Below are 14,076 nucleotides of genomic sequence, written 5' to 3' on the forward strand. Positions count from 1 at the left end.
GCTAGACAACCTAAAGTCTATAATTGTCCTTGCTGCAAATTGATATTTACAGTTTCAACTTAGCATTGTCCTCAAGCCGGACTGGCTCCTACTTTTTTCATTGTCAAAAAAGTAGGCAAAAAGACTAGAAAATTTCAAACTCTCCCGATGCGCTCCGCTTTCGGGCTCAAACAGTGAAATTTTCGATTTTTATTAAAGTATAAAAAAATAATTGATTGGGCCTTCTTGAAAGTGGGGAGATTAAGACTTGCCAGCGAAATTATTGTGGCATGAAAAAAGAAAATCTTATCTTGTCGCGCGTTTAAAATTGGGGAAACCCGGAACATTGAAACCAATCACTAAATGGAAGGATTTATCATACTCCTGTTAATAGTACTCTTGATCATGATCGTTCGCTTGATGGATCGGGTGGATAAGATTGATACCAGAGTCAAGCATATCCACGACGAAATATTAGGTGAGTCAACGGCAAAGTCGCCAAAGTCAGTCAAACAACCGGAAGTCGAAAAGCCTAAACCAGCTCCAATTCCTCCAAAAGAGGTAGTGAAAGAGAAAGAACCGGATCCGGTGAAGGAGTTGATAGCGGCTTCTCAAAAACCAAAAGCCACACCGGTAGCACCGAAGAAAAAAGTGGTGAGTAAGCCTCCAAGTCCATCCTTTTGGGAGCGTAACCCCGATTTGGAGAAGTTCATTGGCGAAAATCTATTGAGCAAAGTAGGTATTGTGATTTTCGTGATTGGCATGGGCTTCTTGGTGAAGCTGGGCATCGACAATGAGGTGATTACGGAGAGTATGCGTGTAGCCATTGGTATCTTGATTGGTGGAGGTATGATTGGTCTGGCGCATTATATGCGCGGTTCATTTGCCAAGTTTAGTTCGATCTTGATTGGTGGAGCTTTGGCCGTTTTGTATTTCACCATTGCCCTCGCTTTTCATGAATATGAATTGATTCCGCAAATGGCGGCGTTTATTATTATGGTGGTCATTACGGCATTTGGTGTGTTGTTGTCAATTGCTTATGATCGGAAGGAGCTAGCTGTATTAGCGATCATTGGCGGTTTTGGCACACCGTTTTTTGTAAGTACCGGTTCTGGAAACTTTAGTGCTTTACTCACTTATATCCTGATCTTAGATATTGGTATGCTGGCATTGGTCTATTTTAAAAAATGGAATGTGATCAACTACCTGGCTTATGGGTTTACCTATCTGTTGTTTCTAGGGGTTTATTTTACCAAGTTTATTGATAATCAGGATGAGACAAGATTGCCTTTATTTTTATTCCTTACGGCTTTCTATTTGATCTTCTTTTTGATGACCATCATTTACAACGTCAAAAACTCGCGGAAATTCAAGTATCCAGAAATCATGATGTTGCTCACCAATTCCAGTTTGTATTTCGGTCTAGGGTTGGGATTGGTTCAAGGATATAGAGAAGGTTTATTAAGTGGCCTGTTCACTGGACTTGTGGCTATCTTCAATTTTGGATTTGCGTTCACGCTATTTAAGCGAAAAGACATTGATAAGAACTTACTGTTCTTGTTGATCGGGTTGGTGTTGACTTTTGTGAGTTTGATAGCGCCTATTCAGCTGGATGGAAATTATATCACGTTGTTCTGGGCAATAGAGGCAGTGTTGCTGCTTTGGCTGTCTCAGAAGTCTGGTATCAAATTAATGACTGCAGCTTCGGCGTTGATCACTGTTTTGATGTTGATTAGTTTGTCCATGGACTGGCAGCAAAGCTACTACCCTCGTTATGATTATGTGGTCTTGAATGTATTCCTCAATAAAGCCTTCATTGCATCTTTCGTGGCCATGATTTCTTTGGTTGGTTCTATGCTTTTGATGAAAACGGATGAGTCGTTTGAAATAAAGGGTGTGAAGATGACTTGGAAGAAGTCTTATGTAAGTGTATTGTTTGCTATTGTTTTCTATTTGGGATTTTTGATGGAACTGAATTATCAATTCTTAAGGTTTGAATGGGTGCTTTCCAAAAGACTTATTCTTTTAGGGGTCTACAATTACTTGTATGTGTTATTGGTTGCTATGGCGGCTAGAAAGAAGCCAAGTGACTCCTTGAATATGGCTAGTTTTGGTTTATCTATAATCGCTATTGGGTCTTATTTGACTTACTACTTGAGTGCGGTTAATTACTCCAGAAGTTATTATATCCTTGAGGATGGACTCTCCACAGGTTTTTATTGGCATTATGTCTTATTGGTATTGTTTGTTCTGATATTGATTCATGCATACCAGCATATCCAAAAGACTTATACTTTCCAATCCAAGGCAGGAACCATCTCCCTATGGGTACTGGCATTTATTGGAGTTTTTGTGAGTACGGTAGAAGTAGGTCATTTATCCATGTTATACCAATTCGGGTCAGGTAAGGAAGAATATGAAGCTCTAGATTCTGCCGTTCGTTCGGTTTATCCGGCGGTTTGGGCGCTGTCTGCTTTGGTGCTGATGGTCGTGGGAATGAAACTCAGAATGAAACCGCTGAGATTGGCCTCGTTGGTGGTGTTTTCTGTCACTATTGTTAAATTGTTCTTCTATGATCTGGCAGGTAACTCTACCGGGAAAATCATTTCTTTTATCTTGTTAGGCGTGATTTTGCTATTGATTTCGTTCCTGTATCAGAAACTAAAATTTATTATTCAAGATGATGAAAAGTAGAATAGGTTGGTTACTAGGACTATTGATTAGTGTTCAGACCTTTGGGCAGGAGTTCGCTTTTGAGGCTCCGATTGCTGCGGTTTCAGATTCGGGGTATTATAGAATAGCGCTTTCGCCCGAACTGATGGGGCAAGCTCAAATTGATTTGTCGGATGTCAGGGTTTACGATCATACAGGCGAGGAGCAGGCTTATTTGATCCGTCAGGAGAGCGCCGTTTCTACCCAGTCGTTATTCAAGGAATATGAAATTATAGACAAGGCCTACAAAGAGGATGCAATTTCACATTTGATTTTCAGCAATCCTGACAGGCGTCCTATCGATAATGTGAGCTTTTTAGTGAAGAATACCGAAGTAAAAAAACGAGCCAGATTGAGCGGAAGCGATGATCAGGAAAATTGGTATGTGATTAAGGACAACTATCTCTTGCATGCGATGCAAAGCCAGGAAGAGACTTCAGAAATGAAAATGCTAAACTTTCCATTGAGCGATTATGCCTATTTTAAATTAGAGATCAATGACAATTGGCGATTGCCGATCAACATTCTAAAAGTAGGCTATTATGATCGACAAAGAGTGAAGGGGTTAACTACTAGTTTCGATTGCCCGATTACATGGCAAAAAGATACGCTCAAAATATCAAGCATTAAGGTAATTTTTCCTCAGCCCATGTATATGGAACAATTGGAATTTTCATTGAGTGGAGAAGATTATTATCTAAGATCGGCTACTGTTAAAGCAAAAAGAAACGGGATCGATCGCAAGAAAAACCCTTATGACTATTTTGAATCATTGGCGTCTTTTGAACTCAACTCTAATAGTGAAAATGCGGTAGCTTTCAATGGAACTGTGGTTCAGGAATTGCTCATTGAAATTGATAATAGGGATAATCACCCATTAAAGGTGGAGTCAATTAAAGCTTCCTTTCTGAGTAAGTATGTCGTGAGTGAATTACTTCCTCAAATGAAATACGATTTGAAGCTTGGAAATCAATCTTTGAGAAAACCAGACTATGATCTAAAGGCATTTGCCAGCCAGATACCAAATGATATTCCGCGTGTTGATCATGGCGCCATGGTTGATATTCGACCAGCAGAGGACCCAGCAGTCGCTTCTGGATTCTGGGGCAATAAGTATCTGGTTTGGTTTGTAATTGCAATCGTTGGTTTCGGGTTGACTTATATTTCTTTGAAGATGGTGAAAGAGATAGGAGGAAGAGCATAAACACTCAGAGTTCCTTGCGAACAACTCTGAGTGAATATTACTTTTCGCGCACTTTGTTGCGCGACCTGTTTGTTAGTACTTCTGCTGTATGAACGTAAAGTGCTAAAATCTTAGAATCTAGATTTCAATCTCCCCAGCCCTCTTCTTCAAGAGGGAGTTTAATTCCTCCTGAGAAAAAGAGTGCAAGGGGGATTTGATACTATATTTAGTTAATTCTTATTTTTATCTGGTCTTTTGTGCGATTTGAATTCTTCTAAACTGACAAAGCCATCAGCGTTAGTGTCGATTTTTTCGAAGAGCTCATCTGGGGTCAAGCGTTCCTCTCTTCGTTCCTGACGGGCTTCACCTGCTTTCTCAAATTCATCAAATTCGATGGTGCCGTTTTTATCGGCATCCATTCTGTCAAATGCTTTTCGAGCATCTTTTTTCTCTGATATTTTTTCCTTTCTCATTTTGGCGCCAGCCTTAAATTCTTCTTTGTCAAGCTGACCATCTTTGCTGGTATCCAACTTGGCGAAAACCTCTTCTTTGTCTGGTCTTTGCGGAGGCTGAGCTTGTGCTTGTGAATACACCAAAACGCCCAATGCCATGGCACTCATTTTTACAATTGATACTTTCATATTTATTGAATTTTTGATTTAAAGTCTGTTAGACTTTTGAAGTATCAAAAGGTTTAACTCGATAAGAAGTTTTTTTTAAACCTTTAAGGATCCTTTGAATACAATACAAGCATTACTTCTGACTTCTAACGTAGAAGGGCTAGTAATTTTGAGGTTGAGGTAACCGCCGCGTTTGGAAAGTTGATAAGCAGATAACTCCTGTTTGTTTAGCTTTTGTTCCCAGTATTTGGCTAATACTGAGTGGGATGCGCCTGTCACAGGGTCTTCATTGATGCCTATCCATGGGCAAAAGCAACGAGAATAAAAATCGAATTCGTTGTCTTCAGACTTAGTGGTAACCACCAGTTCCTTGATCGTATCCGAACTTTTTATGGCTTCCTGAAAATCAGGTTTGATGGCAAGGAGGGCTTCTTTGCTTTCCACCTCAATAATAAGCATGTCGAGTGCTTTTGCAAATTGAGAAGAAATGGGCTTTTTAATACCAAAAGCGTCTAGTAGTTTGTCACTGGTAGCATAGCTTTCGGTATCATACAAGGGGAAATTCATTAGCACCGAATTCTCCTCTTTTGTCGCGTTGAGTTCCAACCTTTTGTGGGTGGTGAATTGTACGTGATCAAGATTCTCTTCCGACATGAGCACTTTTGCAGCGGCCAAAGTAGCATGTCCACAAAAGTCGATTTCGACTGTTGGAGTAAAGTATCGGATACCATAATGGTTTTTCGGCTGATCAGATTTGAGTACAAAAGCCGTTTCTGATAAGTTGAACTCAGTAGCGATGGATTGCATGAGTTTTTCCTCAATCTTCGTATCCAATAAACACACTCCTGCAGGGTTTCCTTTGAAGGGCTCGTTAGTGAATGAGTCTACGATAAACGCTTTGATTTCCATTCTACTTCCTAATATTAAAAAACGGCCTTGGCTATTTTTTGAACACTTGACGATTTGCCCATGGAGTAATAGTGCAAAACTGGTACACCATGTTCTTTAAGTTCTTTCGATTGTTGGATACCCCATTCGATACCTACTTGCTGAACTTCTTTGTTGTCTTTGCATTTTTCAACAGCATCAACCAATGTATCAGGGAGGTCAATTTTAAAGAAGCTCGGCAAGACGCTCAATTGATTCTTGGTTTTGAATGGTTTCAATCCCGGAATGATTGGCACATTGATGCCCATGGCTCTACATTTCTTTTCAAACTCAAAGAATTTCTGATTATCGAAAAACATCTGCGTGACAATATATTCAGCTCCGGCGTCTACCTTTTGTTTTAGGTGTTTCAAATCCGAGTTTAAACTAGGTGCTTCAAAATGCTTTTCAGGATAGCCAGCTACACCAATACAAAAATCAGTAGGGTTGGCATTTTCCATATCGTCGTCGAGATAGTTGCCTTCATTCATGCCTTTTACCTGATGTAGCAGATCTATGGCATAGTTGTTTCCTCCCGGTTCTGGTTTGAATTGTGGCTCAGATTTAATAGCATCACCTCTCAACACCAATACATTGTCAATGCCTAGGAAATTAAGATCAATTAACGCATTCTCTGTTTCTTCTTTGTTGAAGCCGCCGCAGATGATATGAGGTACAGGATCTACATCATATCTGTGTTTTAGTGCCGCACAAATCCCTACAGTACCTGGTCTTTTTCGTGTGGTTTTTTTCTCTAGCAATCCATTAGGGTGCTTTTTGTAAACATACTCTTCTCGGTGATAGGTCACGTCTATAAATGGGGGTTTAAACTCCATTAAAGGATCGAGGTGATCAAAGATGTTTTGAATATTCTCACCTTTTCTCGGAGGGATAATTTCCAGTGAGAATAGGGTATTGCCTTTGGCGTTTGCGATATGTTCGGTTACTTTCATTATATGCAGTGTTGTAGTTCTTGGTGTTAAGGTGTTATGGTTTTTTATTTTTTAGGTACCTAATTAGTCCAAGTGTTAGTTTTCTTGTTTTGTCTAGTTGCTCTTGTATTGTTTTTAATTCTTCTAAGTCAGTAAAGTTGAGATCTTCAAATACATAAAGCATACTTCTAACCTCTGCGGCAGAACTACTAGAGTATTCTAAAAACCGTATAAATTCCTTATCACTATACCTTCCAAATCCTTCTGCTATGTTGTTCATGATGGACAATGTCGCTCGCCTTATTTGGCTTTTAGTGTCCCAATCAACTTTGTTGTTGTCTTGTACTTCTAGGAATACTTGTTTAACTAGAATTCGAGCTTCTTTCCAACATTCTAAGTCTTCAAATTTTTCAATCTTGGCCATATTCTTTATTTGAACTATAACACATAGCACACTAACACTTTAACACCTGTTAATTATAATTCAAGTTTGGCGAAAGCCACTTTTCAGCTTCTTCTAATGTCATTCCTTTTCTTTGGGCATAATTTTCTACTTGGTCTTTCTCGATTTTTCCTAAACCAAAATACTTTGATTCAGCATTCGCAAAATAGAATCCACTGACCGATGCAGCTGGATACATAGCATTAGACTCTGTGAGAATAATTCCCGTTTCCTTTTCTGCATCCAATAGATCAAATAGGATGGGTTTTTCTGTATGATCCGGACAAGCTGGATATCCTGGTGCCGGTCTGATGCCTTTATATTTTTCACTAATTAAACCTTCGTTGTCAAGTGATTCTTCGGTGTCATAACCCCATAGTTCTTTTCTCACTTTCTCGTGCATCAACTCGGCAAATGCTTCCGCTAATCGGTCGGCTATGGCCTTGATCATGATGGAGTGGTAATCGTCGTGCTCCTTATCATACTTTTCGATGAGTTTCTCAATGCCGATACCAGCGGTGACTGCAAAGCCACCCATGTAATCTTGCTTGCCAGATGACTCAGGAGCGACAAAGTCAGCTAAAGATAGATTGGCAATGTTGCTTCCTTTCTTACCTTGCTGACGCAAGAAATGAAAGTTTGTCAATTCATTGTTATTGCGATCAGAGATTTTGATGTCATCTCCGTTGGTATTGTTGGCAGGGTAGATGCCTATCACGCCATTGGCTTGTAGGCTTCTTTTGGCGATTACTTCGTCCAACATTTTGTTGGCGTCGTTGTACAGGTCAGTGGCTTGTTGGCCAATGACCTCGTCTTGCAGAATCTTTGGGTACTTTCCTTTGAGCATCCATGTTTGAAAGAACGGTGTCCAGTCGATGTACTTTCTGATTTCTTCTAGTGGATAATTATTGAAGGTTTTGTTGCCAATGAAGTTTGGTTTTTTAATGGTGCTACTATTCCAATCGATTTTATAGGCATTCGCCTGAGCGTCTTTAAATGGAATATAGTTTTTGGCTTTGGTTCTACCCGCATGACTTTCTCTTGCCTCTTGATACTCCTTTTTTGTTTTTTCAACAAAAGCGTCCTTTTTTCCACTCAAAAGTTCACCAGCTACTGGCACACTTCTGGAGGCATCCAATACGTGTATCACAGGACCGCTATAGCAAGGGTCTACTTTCATTGCCGTGTGAATTCTGGAAGTAGTAGCTCCTCCAATAAGAAGTGGATAATTGGCCTTCTCTTTCTCAAGCAATTTGGCAAAATCCACCATTTCATCAAGTGAAGGAGTGATTAAACCACTTAGGCCGATGATATCAGCATTAACTTCCTTGGCTTTCTCCAAAATCTTTTCGTTGGGTACCATCACACCCATATCTACAATTTCGTAGTTATTACAAGCCATGACCACACCCACAATATTTTTCCCAATATCATGCACATCACCTTTCACAGTAGCTAATAGTACTGTTCCAGCATTTTGAGCTTCACCTTCGGCTTTTTCAGCTTCGAGATATGGCGTAAGGTACGCCACGGCCTTTTTCATCACCCTTGCGCTTTTCACCACTTGAGGTAAAAACATTTTGCCTGCTCCAAATAGATCACCTACTACGTTCATGCCGTCCATCAATGGACCTTCGATCACATGAAGCGGCTTGTCGAGGGTCTGGCGAGCTTCCTCAGTATCCTCGTCGATGAACTCTACGATTCCTTTTACTAAAGCATGTTCGATTCTTTTTTCGACAGGGAGGGAGCGCCACTCATCGTTTTTCTTTTCTACTTTGCCACTGCCTTTTACGGTTTCTGCAAAGTCAAGCAGTCGCTCTGTAGCATCATCCCGTCGATCCAACAAAACATCTTCTACATGCTCTAATAAGTCTTTTGGGATATCATCGTATACTTCCAGCATCGCTGGGTTCACGATACCCATATCCATGCCCTGACCAATGGCATGATACAGAAATGCCGAGTGCATGGCTTCTCTTACTGCATTATTACCTCTAAAAGAAAAGGATACATTACTCACCCCACCACTCACATGAGCAGCTGGAAGGTTTTCTCTTACCCACCTTGTAGCCTGGAAAAAATCAAGGGCATTTTTCCTATGTTCTTCCATCCCTGTAGCTACAGGGAAAATATTGAGGTCAAAAATGATGTCCTCAGGCTTAAAATTGATTCTTGGACCAGTCATCAAGTCATAAGAGCGTTTGACTATCTCCACTCTTCGATCGTAGTTGTCTGCCTGACCATCTTCGTCAAAAGCCATGACAATGACAGCGGCCCCATATTGCTTAATCAGCTTGGCTTGGCGAATAAATTCTTCTTCTCCCACCTTTAAACTGATGGAATTCACTACCGATTTTCCTTGGGTACACTTCAGACCCGCTTCAATGATTTCCCATTTAGAAGAATCGATCATGACCGGTATTCTGGCAATGTCGGGCTCGGCGGCCATTAGGTTGAGGAAGTTGGTCATGGTCTCGACCCCGTCCAGCATACCTTCATCCATATTGACGTCGATGATTTGAGCACCACCTTCTACCTGATTACGTGCAACCTCCAACGCTTCTTCGAACTTTTCTTCTTTGATTAGTCTTAGGAATTTTCTGGATCCTGTGACATTTGTTCGTTCGCCTACGTTGATGAAATTCATGTCTGGCGTAACCACAAGAGGTTCCAATCCACTCAATTTCATGGGCGTGTAGTTGTGCCACTTATATTCGTACCTGCCTGGATAGTCCGGATGAATGTTCATATTTCCTTCTTGCCTTCTTTGTTTATTATTCTTTTGATAAAAATTACATGACTACGTTCCAGTTGTCTTCTCCAGACGCATGCATCCAGTCTTTGAATTTTTCGTCACCTCCCCGGACTTTCCAATCCGAATCTATGGTACACTTCGAGCTTATACCACCCCTCGGATTGCAAATCATCACAATTCTGAGTCTTTCTGGTTCGTATATCTCCATCAGGTGATCATAAAAGATATTAATCAACCTTTCATAAGAAACAGTAATGTCTCTTAAGTGATATACATACTGTTTTAGTGATTTTAGCTCTATGATGCTTTTTTTAGGGTAGAAGGTAAGATATACCTGGGCGAAATCTGGTTGTTGTTTCACACCCAAAAAAGTAAACTCAGGTATTTTTATTTTAATCTCATAAGCCTCTTTGGATGGGTTAGGGATAGCCACCAAGATGTTCTTATCTATTTCTTTATAAAGTTTAGCACTCATGTTCTTGTATTTCAGTTGTAAAATGAATTAAGCATTTACAGGTCTTGCTTCAGCGATTCTAGGTTTGTAGTTGGAGGCCAATTCGGCAATCGCTTTGATGTGGTCGGGCGTGGTGCCGCAACATCCACCAATAATATTGATGAGACCGTCATCCAAGAATTCTTTGATCTGCGCCACCATATCCTCTGGTGTTTCGTCATATTCACCAAATTCATTGGGTAATCCTGCGTTAGGATGTGCACTGATATTAAACTCAGACTTGCTTGAAAGCGTGTTTAGATACGGTTTGAGTTCTCTTGCACCTAGGGCACAGTTGAGTCCAATGCTCATCAAGTCCAAATGCGATACAGAGATCAAGAACGCTTCGGTATTTTGCCCAGACAAAATTCTACCACTGGCATCGGTAATGGTACCAGATACCATAATGGGTACTCGAATACCTCTTTCTTCAGCGATTTGGTCGATGGCCATTAATGCTGCCTTTGAGTTTAGTGTATCTGTAATTGTTTCCACTAGCAAGATATCTGCACCACCATCCAAGAGTGCCTTAGCTTGCTCTCCAAATGCTTCTAACAGTTGGTCGAATGTAATGGCACGATACCCAGGATCGTTAACATTAGGTGACATGGACGCCAGGCGATTTGTAGGACCCATAGAGCCAGCAACAAACCTAGGTTTGTTGGGTTCATTTTTGGTAAACTCGGTAGCTACTTCTTTAGCAATCTTCGCTGATTCGTAGTTGATACGATAAACCCAGTCCTCTAATTTATAATCGGCTTGAGCAACCCAGGTGCTGCCAAATGTATTGGTCTCAACTATATCTGCACCCGCAGTGAAGTACGCCGCATGTATTTCTTTGATCACGTCTGGTCTGGTGACTGACAAGAGATCATTATTTCCTTTTAAGGGAACATCATGATCTTTCAGTTCTTCGTTGCGAAAATCCTTCTCCTCCAACTTATATCGCTGGATCATGGTGCCCATGGCTCCATCCAAGACCAATATTCTCTCTTTTAAAATATCTAGAATATTCATTCACTCTAATTTTAAATGTTCAGTGCAACACAATGAATGTCACGCTATATATGCGCATCGGAATTATTCCGAAACAGCACTTACCAAAAAAGAAATCTTATAGATAACCTATCTTTTTCTGAATGATGATTCATTCGGAATGGGAGTTGGCACAACATCCAATATTGCGGCTATGGATATGTTGCCAAGACGTCTACGGGCCCAGTCCCTCGGTCTTTCTTGATAAGTGCAGCAAAGATAGCTGAATTTGAAGTCGGAACAAGAAATCAAGGTATAATTAGATGATTCTTATCAAATGGTGGGATTTGTTGCGAGTTTTGGAATGATTTGAAGAAAGCAACCTATTCACGGATTTATTCCGTGATCTGTTAGAGTAACCTGTAATGCTTGAGCTTATCACATGCTACATTCTTACTGCAGATGTATTTCTAACGGGTGCCGCAACAGGTGCGGCACAAGATGATTAAAGCGTTTTCCTTCTGAAGTTGAATACCTCTGTATTAACACTACCATCTTTTTGTTTAAGCTTTAAGGATACTTTTAAATAATTAGGGTCAACCAATTCATAAATAAGACCTCTAAAAGTAGCTTTATTAGTTTCAATCGATTCTAAGGTGAAGGTGACATACTTGTCTTTTTCTTCCCAGCCAGTCATGTCAGGGTTGAAATGTTTGAGTCTCAATCGTAGGGTGTCTTCAACTGTTGAAATATCCATGAATTCCATGAAGGTGGTTTTGTCATCCTTCATGTGTTTGTAGATGCCGTTCATTCTACCTAATGATGCTGGCATCCAAACTTCTTCAGAGATGCCGCCGAATCCATCACCCACCCAATAGCCTCGAAGAAAGTTAAGATCGTCTATGGTAGGTTTGATGTCCTGTGCATAGGATTGAAAACTCAGGACAAAAAGAAAGGGAATGAGTAGCTTTTTCATTCCCTTAAGGTAATTAATAATTCTGTGAATTGATCAAGTCCTATTTTTCAATTTCATAAGAAATGAATACCTGATCGCTAATAGTTAAATCTTTGGCTTCGAAATTGGACATGTCGCTTTCGGCAAAAGATTTCATCATACCCATGTTGGCAGTGTATGGTCGTGGACTATTTGATGAACCACCATAATTAATCTCTTTTATTCCTTTGATTTTGTATCCAGTTGCTTCAGCAAGCACTTCCGCCTTAGCTTTTGCATCGGATACAGCCATTTTCATGAGTTCTTTTTTTACTTTTTCCTCTTGTTCATCAGACATACCAAACGCTATGGAAACAGATGGAGCAGATTCATCAGAAGCAGTTTTGTTTAGTACTTCCAGCAGGCGTTTGGTAGAATGATCAAATCGGATTTCAAGGGTTTGAGAAGCTACATACTCTTCTCCTTTGGGTTCGCCTTGTCTGTATTTTCTATTTTGACGAATATTGAAATTGGCCGTTTTGATGTCTTCTTTTTTGAATCCAATTTTTGTCAACGAAGTCGTTAGCGCGTCTATTCTTTTGGTCATGATAGAGATGGCCTCATCGTAGCTGTCTCTGGTTTCGTTGATCGAGTAGGTGACTATCGTACGTTCAGGCTGAACGGAGAGTGAAGCTTGCCCTGTAACGTTTAACTGTGCTGACGCAGAGAATAAGGCAAGGAAGTAAATAGGGATTAGGATTAACTTTTTCATGTGTAATTCTTTTTGTTTGATTGGCTTTTGCAAAAATTAGCCCAAAGTTGATTTAAATCATAAGATTTATTCCAGAAGGACTTTGAACCACCTAAATAATTTTCCCGATCTTTGTCACAAACATTGGACAATCTTGTCCTTAGAGTATCAAACAATTGTAGTAGTATTTTATGAGTGACATTGAAATTAAAGCGTTTGCGAAGGAGATGATGAAGACGCTGCAGAAGTATAAGCAGACGTCCTATAAGAAGGCCATTTGGCAAATTTGCAATTCGATGATCCCATTTGTGGCGATATGGATTGCCATGTATTGGGCCTTTTCATACAACCTATTTTTATTCTTTGGGTTGGGTGTGATTAATGCGTTTTTCTTAGTGAGAATATTTATCATCCAGCATGACTGTGGCCATCATTCTTTCGTGAAGTCGAAAAAATGGAGAGATGCCATCGGATTTGTCTGTAGTATTTTTAGTGCCATGCCCTATAAATATTGGGCAGATGCACATGCCTTTCACCACAACCATAATGGTAAATTGGAAACACGTGACATTGGTGATATCAATACCTTGACAGTAAAAGAATATCAGGAAATGGGTACTTGGGATAGAATCAAATATCAGATATTCAGATTTCCGATAGTCACTTTTATGATCGGTCCAATTATCTATTTCATCAGAAATATGAGACTACCATTAGTAGTATTGGAAAATAAAAAATCAAGAGCTTTTTGGAGTGTAATGATCAATAATGTAGTAGTCATCGGAGGAGTGATAGCGCTATGTATGATTTTCGATTGGAAAGCAATTTTGGCGACCTACTTAACCGTACTCTATCTGTTTTCAATTATCGCTATCTGGTTTTTCTTTGTGCAACATCAGCATGAAGACGGCTACAAGAGATGGGAAAATGATTGGGACCATTTTGTGTCTGCAGTGAAAGGAAGTACCTATTACAAATTGCCAGGATTGGTGAATTGGTTGACAGGAAATATTGGTGTACACCATATTCATCACCTGTACTCAGCTATTCCTAATTACAACTTAGTGAAATGTATCAAAGAAAACCCTGAGTTTAGTAAGTACACGACGATCGTGACCTTTTGGGAAAGTCTAAAATATATGAATCACAAGCTTTGGGATGAAGACGCGCAGCGTATGATTACATTCGGAGAATATAAGAAGCTATATAAAGTGGCGGCTTAGGTGGAGCACTTTAACTCAAAAAAGACATTCAAAAATCCAACTTTACGTCATCACGAGTTTACGAAGTGATCTTAATGTTCGAATACGAATCTAATGTTAAGATTGCTTCACGTTGTTCGCAATGACGGATGATTTTTGAATGTCTTT

The 14,076-nt window shown here is 40.0% G+C and carries 12 protein-coding genes and 1 riboswitch; of the genes, 3 read left to right on the forward strand and 9 right to left on the reverse strand.

All coding sequences use genetic code 11. The features are described 5' to 3' along the window. Window positions 1–342: 342 nt before the first annotated feature. Both R8N23_RS08815 and R8N23_RS08820 read left to right on the forward strand, forming a co-directional pair. Complete coding sequence (locus R8N23_RS08815) at window positions 343–2,673, forward strand: DUF2339 domain-containing protein (RefSeq protein WP_318171219.1); 2,331 nt, start codon at window positions 343–345, stop codon at window positions 2,671–2,673. Beyond that, entirely contained in the window at window positions 2,663–3,895 is a 1,233-nt protein-coding gene (locus R8N23_RS08820; RefSeq protein ID WP_318171220.1) for a hypothetical protein, read from the forward strand. Before R8N23_RS08815 ends, R8N23_RS08820 begins: the two co-directional genes overlap by 11 nt. A gap of 209 nt (window positions 3,896–4,104) precedes the next feature. On the opposite strand, the gene R8N23_RS08825 is transcribed toward R8N23_RS08820, so the two are convergent. The 9 genes from R8N23_RS08825 to R8N23_RS08865 form a co-directional block, all read right to left on the reverse strand. Beyond that, window positions 4,105–4,515 (reverse strand): EF-hand domain-containing protein, encoded by a 411-nt coding sequence (locus R8N23_RS08825; protein WP_318171221.1) that lies wholly within the window; start codon window positions 4,513–4,515, stop codon window positions 4,105–4,107. Between the two features lie 75 nt (window positions 4,516–4,590). After that, the gene (locus R8N23_RS08830) at window positions 4,591–5,403 is read right to left on the reverse strand and encodes a PhzF family phenazine biosynthesis isomerase (RefSeq protein WP_318171222.1); all 813 of its coding nucleotides are present in this window, start codon (window positions 5,401–5,403) and stop codon (window positions 4,591–4,593) included. Between the two features lie 14 nt (window positions 5,404–5,417). Next, window positions 5,418–6,374, reverse strand: coding sequence for a methylenetetrahydrofolate reductase [NAD(P)H] (metF, locus tag R8N23_RS08835; protein ID WP_318171223.1), 957 nt, complete (start codon window positions 6,372–6,374; stop codon window positions 5,418–5,420). Window positions 6,375–6,408: 34 nt separating this feature from the next. Next, on the reverse strand, window positions 6,409–6,777 hold the full coding sequence (locus R8N23_RS08840; protein WP_318171224.1) for a four helix bundle protein: 369 nt from the start codon (window positions 6,775–6,777) through the stop codon (window positions 6,409–6,411). 49 nt (window positions 6,778–6,826) lie between these two features. Beyond that, window positions 6,827–9,547 carry a methionine synthase gene (gene metH / locus R8N23_RS08845; RefSeq protein WP_318171225.1) on the reverse strand — a complete coding sequence of 907 codons (2,721 nt, stop codon included), beginning with the start codon at window positions 9,545–9,547 and terminating at the stop codon, window positions 6,827–6,829. Between the two features lie 43 nt (window positions 9,548–9,590). Beyond that, entirely contained in the window at window positions 9,591–10,028 is a 438-nt protein-coding gene (locus tag R8N23_RS08850; protein ID WP_318171226.1) for a hypothetical protein, read from the reverse strand. A gap of 27 nt (window positions 10,029–10,055) precedes the next feature. Continuing rightward, window positions 10,056–11,063, reverse strand: coding sequence for a homocysteine S-methyltransferase family protein (locus tag R8N23_RS08855; RefSeq protein WP_318171227.1), 1,008 nt, complete (start codon window positions 11,061–11,063; stop codon window positions 10,056–10,058). A 105-nt stretch (window positions 11,064–11,168) separates the two neighbouring features. Beyond that, window positions 11,169–11,292, reverse strand: a riboswitch (SAM riboswitch). Between the two features lie 234 nt (window positions 11,293–11,526). Then, window positions 11,527–11,997 carry a DUF6265 family protein gene (locus R8N23_RS08860; RefSeq protein ID WP_318171228.1) on the reverse strand — a complete coding sequence of 157 codons (471 nt, stop codon included), beginning with the start codon at window positions 11,995–11,997 and terminating at the stop codon, window positions 11,527–11,529. Between the two features lie 40 nt (window positions 11,998–12,037). After that, a complete protein-coding gene (locus R8N23_RS08865) occupies window positions 12,038–12,727 on the reverse strand; it encodes an SIMPL domain-containing protein (protein WP_318171229.1) in 690 nt (229 codons plus the stop codon). Window positions 12,728–12,897: 170 nt separating this feature from the next. On the opposite strand from R8N23_RS08865, the gene R8N23_RS08870 reads away from it, so the two are divergent. Continuing rightward, window positions 12,898–13,929 carry a fatty acid desaturase gene (locus tag R8N23_RS08870; protein ID WP_318171230.1) on the forward strand — a complete coding sequence of 344 codons (1,032 nt, stop codon included), beginning with the start codon at window positions 12,898–12,900 and terminating at the stop codon, window positions 13,927–13,929. The last annotated feature ends 147 nt before the right edge of the window (window positions 13,930–14,076 follow it).

It is taken from the genome of Reichenbachiella sp. (genome assembly GCF_033344935.1).
Lineage (GTDB): Bacteria > Bacteroidota > Bacteroidia > Cytophagales > Cyclobacteriaceae > Reichenbachiella.

Bases quoted from the DNA above. Each gene is read 5' to 3' on its own strand.
- R8N23_RS08815 (WP_318171219.1), top strand. From the start codon at position 343: ATGGAAGGATTTATCATACTCCTGTTAATAGTACTCTTGATCATGATC.
- R8N23_RS08820 (WP_318171220.1), top strand. From the start codon at position 2,663: ATGAAAAGTAGAATAGGTTGGTTACTAGGACTATTGATTAGTGTTCAG.
- R8N23_RS08825 (WP_318171221.1), bottom strand. From the start codon at position 4,515: ATGAAAGTATCAATTGTAAAAATGAGTGCCATGGCATTGGGCGTTTTG.
- R8N23_RS08830 (WP_318171222.1), bottom strand. From the start codon at position 5,403: ATGGAAATCAAAGCGTTTATCGTAGACTCATTCACTAACGAGCCCTTC.
- metF (WP_318171223.1), bottom strand. From the start codon at position 6,374: ATGAAAGTAACCGAACATATCGCAAACGCCAAAGGCAATACCCTATTC.
- R8N23_RS08840 (WP_318171224.1), bottom strand. From the start codon at position 6,777: ATGGCCAAGATTGAAAAATTTGAAGACTTAGAATGTTGGAAAGAAGCT.
- metH (WP_318171225.1), bottom strand. From the start codon at position 9,547: ATGAACATTCATCCGGACTATCCAGGCAGGTACGAATATAAGTGGCAC.
- R8N23_RS08850 (WP_318171226.1), bottom strand. From the start codon at position 10,028: ATGAGTGCTAAACTTTATAAAGAAATAGATAAGAACATCTTGGTGGCT.
- R8N23_RS08855 (WP_318171227.1), bottom strand. From the start codon at position 11,063: ATGAATATTCTAGATATTTTAAAAGAGAGAATATTGGTCTTGGATGGA.
- R8N23_RS08860 (WP_318171228.1), bottom strand. From the start codon at position 11,997: ATGAAAAAGCTACTCATTCCCTTTCTTTTTGTCCTGAGTTTTCAATCC.
- R8N23_RS08865 (WP_318171229.1), bottom strand. From the start codon at position 12,727: ATGAAAAAGTTAATCCTAATCCCTATTTACTTCCTTGCCTTATTCTCT.
- R8N23_RS08870 (WP_318171230.1), top strand. From the start codon at position 12,898: ATGAGTGACATTGAAATTAAAGCGTTTGCGAAGGAGATGATGAAGACG.